The following is a 15,893-nucleotide window of genomic DNA, read 5'->3' on the forward strand; positions in this document are numbered from 1 at the left end:
GTCGCAGGTCCGCGTGGGTTGCCGCAGTTCAGGCAGGTGGGCGGCGGGCACGTTCCCGGCCGTTGTCAGTGGCGGGGTGCACGATGGGGGGCATGGCCCGTTCCGCACTTGATTCGTTCTCGCCCGCCACCCGCGGCTGGTTCGCGGGAGCCTTCGACGCGCCCACGGCGGCGCAGGAGGGCGCCTGGCGTGCCATCGGCGAGGGCTCGGACGTGCTGGTCGTCGCGCCGACCGGATCGGGCAAGACCCTCGCCGCCTTCCTCGCCTCGCTGGACCGGCTCGCCGCCGTGCCGCCGCCCGCCGAGGCCAGGAAGCGCTGCCGTGTGCTGTACGTGTCGCCGATGAAGGCGCTCGCGGTCGACGTGGAGCGCAATCTGCGGTCACCGCTGACCGGGATCCGCCAGGAATCGGTGCGTCTGGGGCTGCCCGAGCCCGATGTGCGGGTGGGTATCCGTTCCGGTGACACCCCTCCGGCGGAGCGCCGTTCCATGGCGACGAAGCCCCCGGACATCCTGATCACCACCCCCGAGTCGCTGTTCCTGATGCTCACGTCCTCCACCCGGGACGCCCTGGCGGGGATCGAGACGGTGATCGTGGACGAGGTGCACGCCGTCGCGGGGACCAAGCGGGGCGCGCACCTCGCGGTCTCCCTGGAGCGTCTGGACGAGCTGCTGCCGCGCCCGGCGCGGCGTATCGGCCTGTCGGCGACGGTCCGCCCGGTCGACGAGGTGGCCCGGTTCCTGTCGCCTCAGCGGAAGGTGGAGATCGTCCAGCCTCCGTCCGCGAAGGAGTTCGATCTCTCCGTCGTGGTGCCGGTGGAGGATCTCGGTGAGCTGGGCGGTTCCCCCGCCACCGAGGGCGAGGGGGGACAGGCCGAGAAGCCGTCGATCTGGCCGCATGTCGAGGAGCGGATCGCCGATCTCGTGCAGTCGCACCGTTCCACGATCGTCTTCGCGAACTCCCGCCGGCTGGCGGAGCGCCTGTGCAACCGGCTCAACGAGATCGGCTACGAGCGGGCGACCGGCAGCGCTTTCGAGGAGCGGACGGGGACGGGAGAGCCGCTGCCCGAGGCGCACTCCCCCGCCGAGATCATGGCTCAGTCCGGGGCCGCGAAGGGGGCTCCCGCCCTCCTCGCCCGCGCGCACCATGGCTCGGTCTCCAAGGAGCAGCGCTCCCAGGTCGAGGAGGACCTCAAGGCGGGCCGGCTGCCCGCGGTGGTGGCCACCTCGAGTCTGGAGCTGGGCATCGACATGGGCGCGGTCGACCTGGTGATCCAGGTCGAGTCGCCGCCGTCCGTCGCCTCGGGCCTCCAGCGCGTGGGGCGCGCCGGGCACCAGGTCGGCGCCGTGTCCACGGGCGTCGTCTTCCCCAAGTACAGGGGTGACCTCGTGCAGGCGGCCGTCGTCACCGAGCGGATGCGCGAGGGCGCCATCGAGGCCCTGCGGGTCCCGTCCAATCCCCTGGACGTGCTGGCCCAGCAGATCGTCGCCATGGTGGCGCTCGCCGTCTGGCAGGCCGACGACCTGCTGGCCCTGGCCCGGCGTGCCGCCCCGTTCGCCTCGCTCCCCGAGTCCGCTTTCACCTCGGTGCTCGACATGCTCGCCGGGCGCTATCCCTCGGACGCCTTCGCGGAGCTGCGCCCCCGGGTGGTGTGGGACCGCGTTTCCGGCACGGTCACGGGCCGGCCCGGCGCCCAGCGGCTCGCCGTCACCTCGGGGGGCACCATTCCCGACCGGGGGCTCTTCGGGGTCTTCCTGGCCGGCGCCGACCCGAAGAAGGGCGGCGGACGCGTCGGTGAGCTGGACGAGGAGATGGTCTACGAGTCGCGGGTCGGCGACGTCTTCACCCTGGGCACCACGTCCTGGCGGATCGAGGACATCACCAGGGACCGGGTCCTGGTGTCGCCCGCCCCCGGGGTCCCGGGCCGGCTGCCGTTCTGGAAGGGCGACCAGCTGGGCCGCCCGCTGGAGCTGGGCCGTGCGCTGGGCGCGTTCCTCCGGGAGGTCGGCGGGCTGTCCGCCGAGGACGCCAGGCTGAGGCTGCTCGCCGCCGGACTGGACGCCTGGGCGGCGGACAACATCCTGTCGTACCTCGACGAGCAGCGACGGGCCTGCGGTCATGTCCCCGACGACCGGACCATCCTCGTCGAGAGGTTCCGGGACGAGCTCGGCGACTGGCGGATCGTGGTGCATTCGCCGTTCGGCGCCCAGGTGCACGCCCCGTGGGCGCTCGCCCTGTCCGCGCGCCTCGCCGAGCGGTACGGCCTGGACGCCCAGGTGATGCACGCGGACGACGGCATCGTGCTGCGGCTGCCCGACGCGGATCTCATGGGTCTCGACCTTCTGGACTTCGACCCCGTGCAGGCGGAGGGCGGCGGTGGAGCCGGGGGCGGCGCTTCCGGTCCTGCCGCTTTCCCCGCTGCCGGGTACGACAGCGAGCAGCCCCCGGTGAGCGCCGCCGATGTGGTCTTCGACAAGGGGGAGATCGCCCAGGCGGTCACCGAGCAGGTGGGCGGATCCGCGCTGTTCGCCTCGCGGTTCCGTGAGTGCGCGGCCCGCGCCCTGCTGCTGCCGCGGCGCAGTCCGGGAAAGCGGACCCCCCTCTGGCAGCAGCGCCAGCGCGCCTCCCAGCTGCTCCAGGTGGCCTCCGAGTTCGGCTCGTTCCCGATCGTTCTCGAAGCCGTCCGGGAATGCCTCCAGGACGTCTTCGACGTCCCGGGTCTCACGGAGCTGATGGGCGATCTGGAGGCACGCCGCGTCCGGCTGGTCGAGGTGACCACTCCCGAACCGTCCCCGTTCGCCCGCTCGCTGCTCTTCGGCTATGTCGCGCAGTTCCTGTACGAGGGTGACTCGCCCCTCGCCGAACGGCGGGCGGCAGCCCTCTCGCTCGACTCCCATCTGCTGGCCGAGCTGCTCGGACAGGCGGAGCTGCGCGAGCTGCTCGACGCCGATGTCCTCGGCGAGCTGGAGCGGGAGCTGCAGTGGCTGACCGACGACAGGAAGATCAAGGACACGGAGGGTGTCGCCGATCTGCTGCGCGTCCTCGGTCCCCTGACCGACGCCGAGCTGTCGGAGCGGGGTGCGCGGCCCGGATGGGCGCCGGAGCTGGCGACGGCCCGCAGGGCCATCCAGGTCCGTATCGGCGGAGCCGCCCACTGGGCGGCCGTCGAGGACGCCGGCCGGCTGCGCGACGCGCTGGGCACCGCGCTTCCGGTGGGCGTTCCCGAGGCCTTCACCGAGCCGGTCAAGGACCCGCTCGGCGACCTGCTCGCCCGATACGCGCGTACGCACGGCCCGTTCACGACCACGCGGGCCGCTCAGCGCTTCGGTCTCGGCACCGCCGTCACGGACGGGGCTCTGCAGCGGCTCGCCGCGTCGGGGCGCGTGGTCCAGGGCGAGTTCCATCCGGCCGGCATCGGCCAGGAGTGGTGCGACGCCACGGTCCTGCGGCGGTTGCGGCGCCGTTCGCTCGCCGCGCTGCGCCAGGAGCTGGAGCCCGTCCCGCCCGCCGCGCTGGCCGGCTTCCTCCCCCAGTGGCAGCACCTCGGTGACAACAGCCTGCGTGGTATCGACGGACTGGCCCGCGCCATCGAGCAGTTGCAGGGCGCGCCGGTCCCCGCGTCCGCCCTGGAGAAGCTGGTCCTGCCGAGCCGTGTCATGGGCTACACCCCCGCCATGCTCGACGAGCTGACGACCACCGGTGAAATCGTCTGGGCGGGTGCGGGCGCACTCCCCGGCAAGGACGGCTGGCTCTCGGTCTATCTCGCCGACAGCGCGCCACTCCTGCTTCCGCCGCCCCTCCCGCTGGAACAGACCGCGTTGCACGAGTCGTTGCTGACCGTCCTCGCCGGGGGGTACGGGCTCTTCTTCCGGCAGATCGCCGATCAGGTCCGCGCGACGACCCACCCCGACTGCACCGATCCCCAACTCGCCGACGCCCTCTGGGACCTGGTCTGGTCGGGCCGTCTCACCAACGACACCCTCGCCCCGCTGCGTTCGCTCCTCGGTTCGGGGCGCACGGCGGGGTCCACCGCGCACCGCGCGAAACGCAGCGTGCCGCGCGGCCGTTACGGGTCACTGACCGCGGCGGCGCGTCCCTCCTCGCGCACCGGCCCCCCGACCGTGTCGGGGCGCTGGTCGCTGCTGCCCCCGGCTGAGCCGGAGCCGACCCATCGTGCCCATGCCCGGGCCAGGACACTCCTGGACCGCCACGGCGTGGTGACCCGGGGCGCGGTGCAGGCCGAAGGCGTCGAGGGCGGGTTCTCCGCGGTCTACCGCGTGCTCGCCGCGTTCGAGGACAGCGGTCAGGCGCGCCGCGGTTATGTCGTCGAGGGCCTGGGAGCGGCCCAGTTCGCGATGGACGGCGCCGTGGACCGGCTCAGGGCGGCCTCGACGGCCCGCGACCGGGCGGACCCCGGTTCGGCTCCCCGCGCGCTGGTCCTCGCGGCCGCCGACCCGGCCAACGCGTACGGTGCCGCCCTGCCCTGGCCGGAATCGCCGGACGGCGCGGGACACAAGCCGGGCCGCAAGGCGGGCGCTCTGGTCGTGCTCGTGGACGGCGAGCTCACGCTCTACATGGAGCGCGGCGGGAAGTCGCTGCTCGCCTGGCCCACCGATCCGTCCGACCCCGCACTCCACGCGGCGGCCGAGGCGCTCGCGTCGGCGGCCCGCGCGGGGAAGCTCGGCACGGTCACGGTGGAGCGCACCAATGGCGCGTCCTCCCTCACCTCCCCGCTGGGCCGCACCCTGGAGGCCGCCGGCTTCCTGGCCACACCGCGCGGTCTGCGGCTGCGGGCGTAGGAGTGAGGCGCACGGAACGGCGACACGGGCCGACACGAACGGCGGCACGGACCGACGGCACCAGGCGGCACGGGACGGGTCCGAGGCGACACGGGGCGGCGACAGGGGCCGACGGCACGGGGCGGCACGGGGCGGCGCCCGAGGGAGCCCATCCGCCACATCACGGTCCACGGGCCGCCCGCCCCCCGATCAAAAAAGAGGCTGTCCACCTCGCACACGACGGACCCACAGCCCGCCCACGCGCGCATCATGGAGGCATGCCCGAAGGTGACACCGTCCTGCAGACCGCCGCACGGCTCCACGCGGCGCTCGCGGGCCGGGTGCTGACCGGCTCCGATCTGCGGGTCCCCCGGTTCGCCACGGCCGACCTGACCGGCCGGGCGGTCCTGGACGTCACCGCGCGCGGCAAGCATCTGCTGACCCGCTTCGAGGGAGACCTCACGCTCCACAGTCATCTGCGCATGGAGGGCGCCTGGCGCGTCTACGCTCCCGGGGACCGCTGGAGGGGCGGCCCCGCCCACCAGATCCGCGCCGTGCTCACCACGGCGGAGCACACGGCCGTGGGCTACCGGCTGCCCGTCCTCGAACTGCTCCGCACCCGGGACGAGGAGCAGGTCGTCGGTCATCTCGGCCCCGACCTGCTGGGGCCGGACTGGGACCCGGAGACCGCCCTGGACAATCTGCTCGCCGAGCCCGACCGGCCCATCGGGGAAGCGCTCCTCGACCAGCGCAATCTCGCCGGAATCGGCAATGTCTACATGTGCGAGCTCTGCTTCATGGCTCGGGTGACGCCCTGGGTCCCCATGGGGGAGCTGCCCCTGCCCCTCGCCACCCGCCTGGTCAGCACGGCCAAACAGCTTCTGGAAGCCAACCGCGCACGCCCCATGCGGACCACGACCGGCACCACCGAGGCCCTGCGCCGCGCCCATGGCCGCGAGCGTCTGTTCGTCTACGGACGCGCCCACCGGCCCTGCCTGCGCTGTCGCACGCCCATCCGGGTGGCGGACCGGGACGACCGCCCGGCCTACTGGTGTCCGCACTGCCAGTCCGGACCCACCGGCTGAGAAGGCACCGGAACACCGAGCGGGCAGCAAAAAGCAGCGAGAAGCCGCCGGAAGGACACCGGAGACACTCGCCGGAGGGGCTAGGAGGGTATGTCCGTCCGCTCGGGCCCGGGTCCCTCGACGGTCGTCTCCGACCGCTCCACCGCCGTCACATGTACGGGCAGAAGACTGAGGCCCCACCCGCCGGCCGCCACCGCGCCCTCGACGAGTCCGGTGTGTTCGGGCTCCAGCAGCAGCCGCAGCACGGCCCACCACCACAGGCCACCGAGTACGAGCGTCGGCACCCATCGCCATCGCCGCACCATGGCTGCCTCCTCCGGCCGACGCTAGTACGGCACGATCTCCCGCCGGGAGGGCGCACCGGTGCACTACGGGCGTGCGCGTAGCGAGCTGTACGCCACTGCGCGCTCCCCTGGGGCGCCGTCGGGAGAGCGGCCCGGGAACTCGGTCATCCCCCGCAGTTTCCCCCGGCCCGGCGCCGGCTGCATCCCGCAACCGACAAGGCAGCACGCCCGACGAACAGGACACCCCACAAGGCAGCGCACCCGACGGAACACGAACTCCGGGCGGAACGGAACTCCCGACGGAACAGGAACGCCCGAGGGAACGGCACGCCCAGCAGCGCGGGACCACACCCGACAGCCAGGCATCCGCACCCGACAGGGCCGGGACACGCGTGTGCCCCCGCAGACCAAGTCAGCGGGGGCACAGGCTCCTGCCAGGCATCCAGCAGGCCGAGCCACCGATCGCCGCCCGTGCCGCACCCGGCAAAGGCACACCGGCCGGCGAAGCGGCCGGGCGGTCAGGCGGCCGGGCAGTCAGGCGGCCGGGGCCTGACTAGTGCCGGTCGTCGTCCGTCAGGGAGTCCTTGACGCCCTTGGCGCGCTCACCGGCGCCGCCCATGGCTTCCTTGCCCTTGCCCTTGGCCTGGTCAGCCTTGCCCTCGGACTCCTTGCGCCGGTCGCCCGTGAGCTTGCCGGTCATCTCCTTGGCCTTGCCCTTGATCTTGTCCTTCTCGCCACTCATGTCGTACTCCTCGCTCTCTGCCCGGCGTCCACGCCGGGCCCGTACACCGGCTCAAGCGCTCTCTGCCTGGAACATCCATGCGTGCTTCTCGAGGTCAGCTGTCAGGGCGATCAGGATGTCCTGGCTGACCGGGTCCGGGTCCGCGGTCGCCTCGATGCGCTCCCTCATGCGGTCGATGACCACACGGAGCGCCTCCACCAGCGCCTTCACCGCGTCCACGTCCTTGATCCAGCCGTCGGGCACGGAGTCGATCGCCGTGGTCTTCGCGAGGGTCTTGGAGCGCCCGTCAGGGTTGACGCCGACCGCGGAGGCCCGCTCCGCAACCGTGTCCGAGTGCTGCCTCGCCGTGTCGACGACCTCGTCGAGCTGCAGATGGACGGAGCGGAAGCGGGGGCCGACGACATTCCAGTGGACCTGCTTGGCCGCCAGGGAAAGGTCGACCAGGTCCACCAGGGCACCCTGCAGGGCGTCTCCCACGACCTTGCGGTCGGCGTCGGTCAACGCGCTCTTCACGACAGACATGCAATTCTCCGATCGGATAGCTGCTAGCTGTTAGGCCTACCACCCGTCCACGATGGCACAAATGATGCAAAACAGTCATTCGGGTAGTTCCCGGTGAGGGCTTCCACCCGGCCTCACTTCGCGCCTGCCCCGCCCGCCGCTTCGCACACACACCGCACACGAAAGCCCCGGCCGGCCCTGAGGGGCCGACCGGGGCTTCGTTCACCACGAACCGTGCGGTCAGGCGGCGACGACATCCACCGCTTCCGCGGGCGCCTTGATGGTCACCCGTCCCGTCGGTACGCCGGCGACCGACGCAACAGAGACGGAATTGAGCATCGGGCGTACCGGTACAGGCACCGCATCACTGGCTGCTGCCGACTCGGCCAGCTCTGCCAGCGACAGTTCATCGCTCACTTCACGCATGAGCTCGGACATCCGTACGTCCAACGCGTCGCAAATGGCGGAGAGCAGCTCGGAGGATGCCTCCTTCTGCCCCCGCTCCACCTCGGAGAGATAGCCGAGCGAGACTCGGGCGGACGAGGAGACTTCGCGCAGAGTACGGCCTTGGCGCTGGCGCTGCCGACGCAGCACGTCACCAAGCAGGCGACGGAGCAGAATCATCGGTGGCTCCCTCCTCGGACCGCGTAGCCGCATCCTTCACGCCCCACCGTACCGCCTCGCGCTGCGGCCGTGCGGGGAGCGATGTCGTGTTCACTCAGGGCTGCAAACATCAATTCCCCCCGTTCTGTTCCGTATCCTGTGCCCTCGCATTTTCGCCGAGTTCGCTCGAGAGCAGCTCCAGCAGACTCCGTACGCTCTCCTTACGGATGTCCGCACGCCCGCCGTTCAACCTCAGCTCGGCGACATTCTCCACGCCGTCCGGTCCGGAAACGGCGACGAAGACCGTTCCGACGGGCTTGCCGTCCTGCGGATCGGGACCCGCGACCCCGGTGGTCGACACTCCCCAGTCGGCACCCAGGACCCGGCGCACGCCGGCGGCCATCGCCCCCGCGACCTCCGGGTCCACCGCTCCGCGCTCGGCCAGGAGTGCGCCGTCGACGCCCAGCACATCCCGCTTCAGGGACGTGGCGTACGCCGTGACGGACCCGCGGAAGGACTGCGAGGCTCCCGGTACGGAGGTGAGCTCCGCGGCCACCAGACCGCCGGTGAGGGACTCGGCGACGCCGAGCGTCTCACCGCGCTCCTGGAGCCTGTGCAGCACCCGGGCCGCCTCGGACGTCACCGCTCGGCCTCCGAGGAGCCCCGCGCACCCGCGACGGGTTCCGCGCCCCGGGCGCCCGCGACGGGCTCCACGACCGCTTCCACGCCCTCGTCGGCCCCGGGGGTCGCGACGCACTGGCCGTTGACGGGTTCCTTGACGTCCGCTGCCGCCGCGACCGCCTCCAGGGCGGCTGCCCGCTTCTCCGCGAGCCCGCGGCGGCGCAGCACGACGGCCTGGCGTACGTAGTCGAGGCCGGTGACGACCGTCAGCACGACGGCGGCCATCATCACCCAGAAGCGCAAGGTCGCCAGGGGGCCCGTCAGCGCCAGGACATACATCCCCACGGCGATGCCCTGGGCCAGGGTTTTCATCTTCCCGCCGCGGCTGGCCGGGATCACCGAGTGCCGGATGACCCAGAAGCGCATCAGCGTGATGCCGAGCTCCCGGAAGAGGATCACGCCGGTGATCCACCACGGCAGGTCGCCGAGGGAGGACAGGCAGATCAGGGCGGCGCCCATGATCGCCTTGTCCGCGATCGGGTCGGCGATCTTCCCGAAGTCGGTGACCAGGTTGTACGTCCGTGCCAGATGGCCGTCGAAGACATCGGTGATCATCGCGACGGCGAAGGCCGCCCAGGCGAAGGCCCGCCACACCGGGTCGTATCCGCCGTCGTGCAGGAGCAGCACGACGAAGCCCGGGACCAGCAGCAGCCGCACCATAGTGAGGATGTTCGCGATGTTCCACAGGCCGGCCTGGTTGACGGCCGCCGCGCCCAGCTTGCCGCCACGGGGCGTCGGCGTAGCGCCGGAGCCCTCTGCCGCGGATGCCTGGGCTCCCGTCATCTGGCTGCCTCCGCAAGCTCGTGGTGTTCGGCCACGAGGTCCACTCCCTCGCTGCCCACTGCCTTCGCTTCGACCATACGGCCCGGCACGAGCCCTTCGCGTGCGGTGAACACGACCTGGCCGTCCGTTTCCGGAGCCTGGTGCGCGGCGCGTCCCACGGCGACCGGCCCGTCCTCCTCGGACTCCACGGACTCGACGAGGACCTGGAGGGTCTCGCCGACCCGCTCCTCGGCCCGCTGCGAGGTCAGTTCCTCGGCGAGCTGCGAGATGTGCGCCAGGCGTTCGGCGATGACATCGGCGTCAAGCTTGTTCTCGTAGCCGACCGCCTCGGTCCCCTCCTCGTCGGAGTAGCCGAAGACGCCGATGGCGTCCAGGCGCGCGCCGGTGAGGAAGCGTTCCAGCTCGGCGAGGTCGGCCTCGGTCTCACCGGGGAAGCCGACGATGAAGTTCGAGCGGGCACCGGCCTGCGGCGCCTTGCTCCGGATGGTGTCCAGGAGCTCCAGGAAACGGTCCGTGTCGCCGAACCGCCGCATCGCGCGCAGGACCCCGGGGGCGGAGTGCTGGAAGGAGAGGTCGAAGTACGGGGCGACCTTGGGCGTCGAGGTCAGTACGTCGATCAGCCCGGGCCGCATCTCGGCGGGCTGGAGGTAGCTGACGCGGATCCGCTCGATCCCGTCGACGTCGGCGAGCTCGGGCAGCAGGGTCTCCAGGAGCCGGATGTCCCCGAGGTCCTTGCCGTACGAGGTGTTGTTCTCGGAGACCAGCATGACCTCCTTGACGCCCTGCTCGGCGAGCCAGCGGGTCTCCTGGAGGACGTCCGAGGGGCGCCGGGAGATGAACGAGCCGCGGAAGGACGGGATGGCGCAGAAGGTGCAGCGCCTGTCGCAGCCCGAGGCCAGCTTCACCGAGGCGACGGGGCTGGTGCCCAGCCTGCGGCGCAGCGGAGCCCTGGGCCCGGAGACGGGCGCGACGCCCTCCGGGAGGTCGGCCGGGGCGGGCGCGATCTCCTGGGCGTGGCCGGGCAGCGCCACGGCGGCGTCCTGGCGCTCGGCCGGGCTGATCGGCAGCAGCTTGCGCCGGTCGCGCGGGGTGTGGGAGGCGTGGATGCCGCCGTTGAGGATGGTCTGAAGGCGGTCGGAGATGTCGGCGTAGTCGTCGAATCCGAGGACGCCGTCCGCTTCCGGCAGCGCCTCCGCGAGGTCCTTGCCGTAGCGCTCGGCCATGCAGCCGACGGCCACGACGGCCTGGGTTCTGCCGTGATCCTTCAGATCGTTGGCTTCGAGCAGGGCGTCGACGGAGTCCTTCTTGGCGGCCTCGACGAATCCACAGGTGTTGACGACGGCGACATCCGCGTCCGTGGCGTTCTCGACGAGCTCCCAGCCGTCCGCTGCCAAGCGGCCTGCAAGCTCCTCCGAGTCCACCTCGTTACGGGCGCAGCCGAGAGTGACAAGGGCGACGGTACGGCGTTCGGGCATGGGCTCAAGACTACTTTGTCCCGGCACTCGCCCCACCGTCCAGGGTTGACCGCTACAGGGAGTGACAGCGGAGGGTGCGCGGGAGGGGAGACGAAAAAGAGAGTGCCCGGCATGACTGCCGGGCACTCTCCGGTGGAAACCGTGCGGGTGGGGAGGTCAGCCGACCTCGGGGTCACCCTTGGTGTACGAGAGCCGCTCGACCTGACCCGGCTCGAAGCGGTCGTCGATCTTCTTGCCGTTCACGAAGAGGTCGATCGCCCCGGCGTCGCCGAGGACGAGGTCGACCCGCTCCTTGTCCTGGAAGGTCTTGGAGTCGCCTTCGAGCAGCAGCCCGTCGAAGAGCAGCCGTCCGTTGTGGTCCTTGGCGGAGATCCAGCTCTTGCCCTCGGTGGCGCTCAGCCTGACGGTCACCTTGTCGCGGGGAGCCGCGGCGATGGCGCTTTCGGAGGGTGCGGGCTTGGGGTCGGCCGGCTTGGTGGTGGCCGGTCGGGAGGTGGTCTTGTCGGGGGTGGAGCCTTCGGCGACCTGTGCCGAGCCCGAACCCTCGTCCTCGCCGCTGAAGAGCGTGAAGCCGACGAAGCCGACCACGACGACGATCGCCGCGACCATGGCCGCGGTCCAGTTGGGCCGACGGGGTTCGGAGCGGATGCGCTCCGCCTCGAACAGAGGTGCCGCGGGCGTGGGTGCGGGACGGCCGCCGTGCTCGGCGTCGAACTCCGCGATCAGTGGATCGGGGTCGAGCCGGACGGCGCGGGCGAGCATACGGATATGACCGCGTGCGTACACGTCGCCGCCGCAGCGGGAGAAGTCGTCCTCCTCGATCGCGTGCACGATGGGGATGCGCACCCGGGTGGAGCTGCTGACTTCCTCGACCGTCAGACCTGCTGCGATGCGAGCCTGCTGAAGCGCGCGACCGATCGAAGGCCGGTCGTCTTCGGGGGAGTTGCCGATGGACACGGGGGCGCCTTTCGAGCGTGAGCCACCTGCTGGATGTTCAGTCTAGGGGTGGTACGAAAGGGTGGGGCAACCGGGCGCGGCGACTTTGTACGCCATCGGGTTCGCCTGGCAGCCCCCTGGGCAGGACAGGGGATCAAGCATGGGACCGATCATCCCCTGCTCCTCCCTTCAACTTGACGTACGACCGGGCGAAACGGTTGCCCGCAAAACTCTTACGAAGCGGTTTCCCCACGAATGACGGCCAACACTCCGTCGAGCTCGTCCGGCTTCACCAGGACGTCACGCGCCTTGGAACCCTCACTGGGGCCCACGATGTTGCGGGACTCCATCAGGTCCATCAGCCGTCCGGCCTTGGCGAAGCCGACCCTCAGCTTGCGCTGGAGCATGGATGTCGAGCCGAACTGTGTGGAGACGACCAGCTCGGCCGCCTGGCAGAGCAGATCGAGGTCGTCGCCGATGTCCTCGTCGATCTCCTTCTTCTGCTTCGTGCCGACCGTCACGTCGTCGCGGAAGACCGGCGCCATCTGATCCTTGCAGTGCTGGACGACGGCCGCGACCTCGTTCTCGGTGACGAAGGCCCCCTGCATACGGGTCGGCTTGTTCGCCCCCATCGGCAGGAACAGTCCGTCACCCTTTCCGATGAGCTTCTCGGCGCCGGGCTGATCGAGGATGACCCGGCTGTCGGCGAGCGACGAGGTCGCGAAGGCCAGCCGGGAGGGCACATTGGCCTTGATCAGACCGGTCACGACGTCCACCGAGGGACGCTGCGTGGCGAGCACCAGATGGATGCCGGCGGCGCGCGCCAGCTGGGTGATGCGCACGATGGAGTCCTCGACGTCGCGCGGGGCCACCATCATCAGGTCCGCGAGCTCGTCGACGATCACGAGAAGGTACGGGTAGGGCGACAGCTCCCGCTCGCTGCCCTCGGGAGCCTTGGCCTTGCCGTTGCGTACGGCGTGGTTGAAGTCGTCGATGTGCCGGAAGCCGTACGCCGCGAGGTCGTCGTAGCGCAGGTCCATCTCCCGCACGACCCACTGGAGTGCCTCGGCGGCCTTCTTCGGGTTGGTGATGATGGGCGTGATCAGGTGCGGGATGCCCTCGTAGGCGGTGAGCTCGACGCGCTTCGGGTCGACGAGCACCATCCGGACGTCGTCCGGTGTGGCCCGCACCATGATCGAGGTGATGAGGCAGTTGATGCAGGAGGACTTCCCGGAACCGGTCGCACCGGCCACCAGGACGTGCGGCATGTTCGCCAGGTTGGCCATCTCGTAGCCGCCCTCGACGTTCTTGCCGAGCGCGACCAGCATCGGGTGGTCGTCCTCGGCGGCGTCCGCGAGGCGCAGCACGTCGCCGAGATTGACCATCTCCCGGTCGGAGTTGGGGATTTCGATGCCGACCGCGGACTTGCCGGGGATCGGCGAGATGATCCGGACGTCCGGGCTGGCGACGGCGTACGCGATGTTCTTGGTGAGGGCGGTGATCCGCTCGACCTTGACCGCCGGGCCGAGCTCCACCTCGTAGCGGGTGACTGTCGGGCCGCGGGTGAAGCCGGTGACGGCCGCGTCGACCTTGAACTCCGTGAAGACGTTGGTCAGCGAGGCGACCACCGCGTCGTTGGCGGCGCTGCGCGTCTTGCCGGGGCCGCCCCGCTCCAGCAGGTCGAGCGACGGCAGCGAGTAGGTGATGTCGCCGGACAGCTGGAGCTGCTCCGCGCGGGCCGGCAGCGGCTGCGAACGCTCGGGGGCCGGCTTGGTCAGGTCGGGTACGCCCCCGGAGGACGGGGCGGGCTTCTCCGAGCCCCCGTCGCCCTGGGGCGCCTTCCGGCCGGACCGCGCCCCGGGCACCGGGGTGCCGGTCCGCTCGCGCTCCCGTTCGGTGGAGACGCCCTGCGTCAGGTCGGCGACGACGGGCGAGGGCGGCATGCCGTTGAGCACCGCCCCGTCGAGCGCGGCGGCCGCCGCGGCCGCGACGTCCACCGCGTCCATGGCGCGGTTCATCGCGGGCTGGGCTGAGGTCCGGCGCGGCCGGCGCCGCTTGGCCAGCGCCTCGCTCTCGGCCTGGTCCGGGTCGTGGACGCCGTCGTGCTCCGAGCGGCGCGCGGAGGAGCGCCGTGCACCCTCGGGCAGTGCCTCACGCCACTGTTCGTCGTACCTCTCGTCGTCGGCCTCCTCGTCCTCCCCCGGTACGTACACGGGGTCGACGATGCCGAGCCGGACGCCGAGCTGGCGCAGCCGCCGGGGGATGGCGTTGACCGGGGTGGCGGTGACGACGAGGAGTCCGAAGACGGTCAGCAGCAGGAGCAGCGGGACGGCGAGCACCTCGCCCATCGTGAAGACGAGGGGCTGGGACGCGGCCCAGCCGATGAGTCCTCCGGCATCCTGCATGGCGGCGGTGCCGTCCTCGCGACCGGGCGATCCGCAGGCGATGTGCACCTGCCCGAGCACCCCGATGACGAGGGCGGAGAGGCCGATGACGATACGGCCGTTGGCCTCCGGCTTCTCCGGATAGAGGATCAGCCGCACGGCGACGGCGCCCAGCAGTATCGGCACGAGCAGGTCGAGCCGGCCGAACGCCCCGGTGACGAGCATCTCGACGAGCTCGCCGACGGGTCCTTGCAGATGCGACCAGGTGCCCGCGGCCACGATCAGCGCGAGGCCGAGGAGCAGCAGGGCGAGGCCGTCCTTGCGGTGGGCGGGGTCAAGTCCCTTGGCGCCGCGCCCTATGGAGCGGAAGACCGCCCCGACGCCGTGCGCCGTGCCCAGCCAGAGTGCGCGGACGAGCCGGTACACGCCCCCGGTGGGGGACGGTGCGGGCTTGGGCGCGGGCTTCTTGGCCGCCGCCTTCTTCGCCGGTGCCTTCTTGGCGGGCACGGTCTTCTTCGCCGCCGCCTTCTTGGCGGGCGCGGCTTTCTTCGCCGGTCCCTGGGTACGGCCGGAGCGCTTCTCGGTGCCCGCCGTGCCCAGGGAACCCTTGCCGGACGTACGTGAGGCCATGTGACTGAGGTTACCGGTGCCGACGTCGGTGGACACGTGTGCCTACGGCATCACCCGTCCGTGTCGCCCTTGCCCGGGCGCCGAACTGACGCCCCCTCAACCGTCGAGGTCAGCCCTGCGTGGGCAGCGCGGTGGTGGCTCCGCCGGTGCCGGGTTCCAGCGCGTCGAGCGCGCGGCGCAGCCCGGTGAGCTTGCGTTCGAGATGGGCGGCGGTGGCCACGGCCGCGGCATCCGCCGATTCGTCGTCCAGCTGCTTGGAGAGCGCCTCGGCCTGCTCCTCGACGGCGGCGAGCCGCGCGGAGAGCTCGGCGAGGAGACCGGCCGACTCCTTGTCGTCGACGCCCTGGTGGGCGCCGCCTTCGAGCTGGAGCCTGAGCAGCGCGGCCTGTTCACGCAGCTGGCAGTTCTTCATGTACAGCTCGACGAAGACCGAGACCTTGGCGCGCAGCACCCAGGGGTCGAAGGGCTTCGAGATGTAGTCCACCGCACCCGCCGCGTAACCCCGGAAGGTGTGGTGCGGGCCGTGGTTGATCGCGGTGAGGAAGATGATCGGGATGTCCCGGGTCCGCTCCCGCCGCTTGATGTGCGCAGCCGTCTCGAACCCATCCATACCGGGCATCTGCACGTCCAGCAGAATGACCGCGAAATCGTCTGTGAGCAGCGCTTTGAGCGCCTCCTCCCCTGACGATGCCCGCACCAGTGTCTGATCGAGCGCAGAGAGGATGGCCTCCAGCGCCAGCAGATTCTCCGGCCGGTCATCGACCAGGAGGATCTTGGCCTTCTGCACCATGGCCCGTCCTCCTCGCCCCGGAATCGCACCGGGTGCCGCCCCAGGGGACGACTCCCTTACGCCGTCCGTCCTTGTGCCGGTCATGGTAGCCGCACCCCGCCCGTCACCACACCCTGTCACCGCGATGTCACTGTGCACAGAGCGAAAACGCGGTCGAGGTCCAGAAGGTTCCCCGAAATCGCTCGCTCACACTCTTCCGGACACAGCGGGCCGGCCGATTC

12 protein-coding genes are annotated in these 15,893 nt (G+C 71.2%); 2 read left to right on the plus strand and 10 right to left on the minus strand.

All coding sequences use genetic code 11. The features are described from left to right. The first annotated feature begins 92 nt into the window (after positions 1-92). Together ACWCQM_RS30070 and ACWCQM_RS30075 are read left to right on the plus strand one after the other, a co-directional pair. A complete protein-coding gene (locus tag ACWCQM_RS30070) occupies positions 93-4,799 on the plus strand; it encodes an Lhr family helicase (protein WP_450918234.1) in 4,707 nt (1,568 codons plus the stop codon). 257 nt (positions 4,800-5,056) lie between these two features. Then, positions 5,057-5,863 carry an Fpg/Nei family DNA glycosylase gene (locus ACWCQM_RS30075; RefSeq protein WP_450918235.1) on the plus strand — a complete coding sequence of 269 codons (807 nt, stop codon included), beginning with the start codon at positions 5,057-5,059 and terminating at the stop codon, positions 5,861-5,863. Positions 5,864-5,943: 80 nt separating this feature from the next. Here the strand turns inward: ACWCQM_RS30075 and ACWCQM_RS30080 are convergent, their stop codons facing one another. From ACWCQM_RS30080 to ACWCQM_RS30125, 10 genes are all read right to left on the minus strand, one after another. Next, positions 5,944-6,168, minus strand: a complete 225-nt coding sequence (locus tag ACWCQM_RS30080; protein WP_450918236.1) for a hypothetical protein — start codon at positions 6,166-6,168, stop codon at positions 5,944-5,946. 532 nt (positions 6,169-6,700) lie between these two features. Then, positions 6,701-6,889: a CsbD family protein gene (locus tag ACWCQM_RS30085; RefSeq protein WP_450918237.1), complete on the minus strand. Its 189-nt coding sequence runs from the start codon at positions 6,887-6,889 to the stop codon at positions 6,701-6,703. Between the two features lie 51 nt (positions 6,890-6,940). Further along, on the minus strand, positions 6,941-7,411 hold the full coding sequence (locus ACWCQM_RS30090) for a Dps family protein (RefSeq protein WP_450918238.1): 471 nt from the start codon (positions 7,409-7,411) through the stop codon (positions 6,941-6,943). A 219-nt stretch (positions 7,412-7,630) separates the two neighbouring features. Continuing rightward, entirely contained in the window at positions 7,631-8,014 is a 384-nt protein-coding gene (locus tag ACWCQM_RS30095; protein WP_014153702.1) for a helix-turn-helix domain-containing protein, read from the minus strand. A gap of 109 nt (positions 8,015-8,123) precedes the next feature. Further along, positions 8,124-8,636, minus strand: coding sequence for a CinA family protein (locus ACWCQM_RS30100; protein WP_450918239.1), 513 nt, complete (start codon positions 8,634-8,636; stop codon positions 8,124-8,126). Continuing rightward, positions 8,633-9,457, minus strand: a complete 825-nt coding sequence (pgsA, locus tag ACWCQM_RS30105; RefSeq protein WP_450918240.1) for a CDP-diacylglycerol--glycerol-3-phosphate 3-phosphatidyltransferase — start codon at positions 9,455-9,457, stop codon at positions 8,633-8,635. The genes ACWCQM_RS30100 and pgsA overlap by 4 nt, the downstream gene beginning before the upstream one ends. After that, positions 9,454-10,932 (minus strand): 30S ribosomal protein S12 methylthiotransferase RimO, encoded by a 1,479-nt coding sequence (gene rimO / locus ACWCQM_RS30110; RefSeq protein WP_073748068.1) that lies wholly within the window; start codon positions 10,930-10,932, stop codon positions 9,454-9,456. Before rimO ends, pgsA begins: the two co-directional genes overlap by 4 nt. A 156-nt stretch (positions 10,933-11,088) precedes the next feature. Then, entirely contained in the window at positions 11,089-11,889 is an 801-nt protein-coding gene (locus ACWCQM_RS30115) for a helix-turn-helix domain-containing protein (protein ID WP_073748067.1), read from the minus strand. Positions 11,890-12,101: 212 nt separating this feature from the next. Next, a complete protein-coding gene (locus tag ACWCQM_RS30120; protein ID WP_450918241.1) occupies positions 12,102-14,882 on the minus strand; it encodes a DNA translocase FtsK in 2,781 nt (926 codons plus the stop codon). Positions 14,883-14,991: 109 nt separating this feature from the next. After that, a complete protein-coding gene (locus tag ACWCQM_RS30125) occupies positions 14,992-15,672 on the minus strand; it encodes a response regulator (protein ID WP_450918242.1) in 681 nt (226 codons plus the stop codon). Positions 15,673-15,893: the final 221 nt, after the last annotated feature.

The organism is Streptomyces sp. NPDC002125 (genome assembly GCF_053593715.1).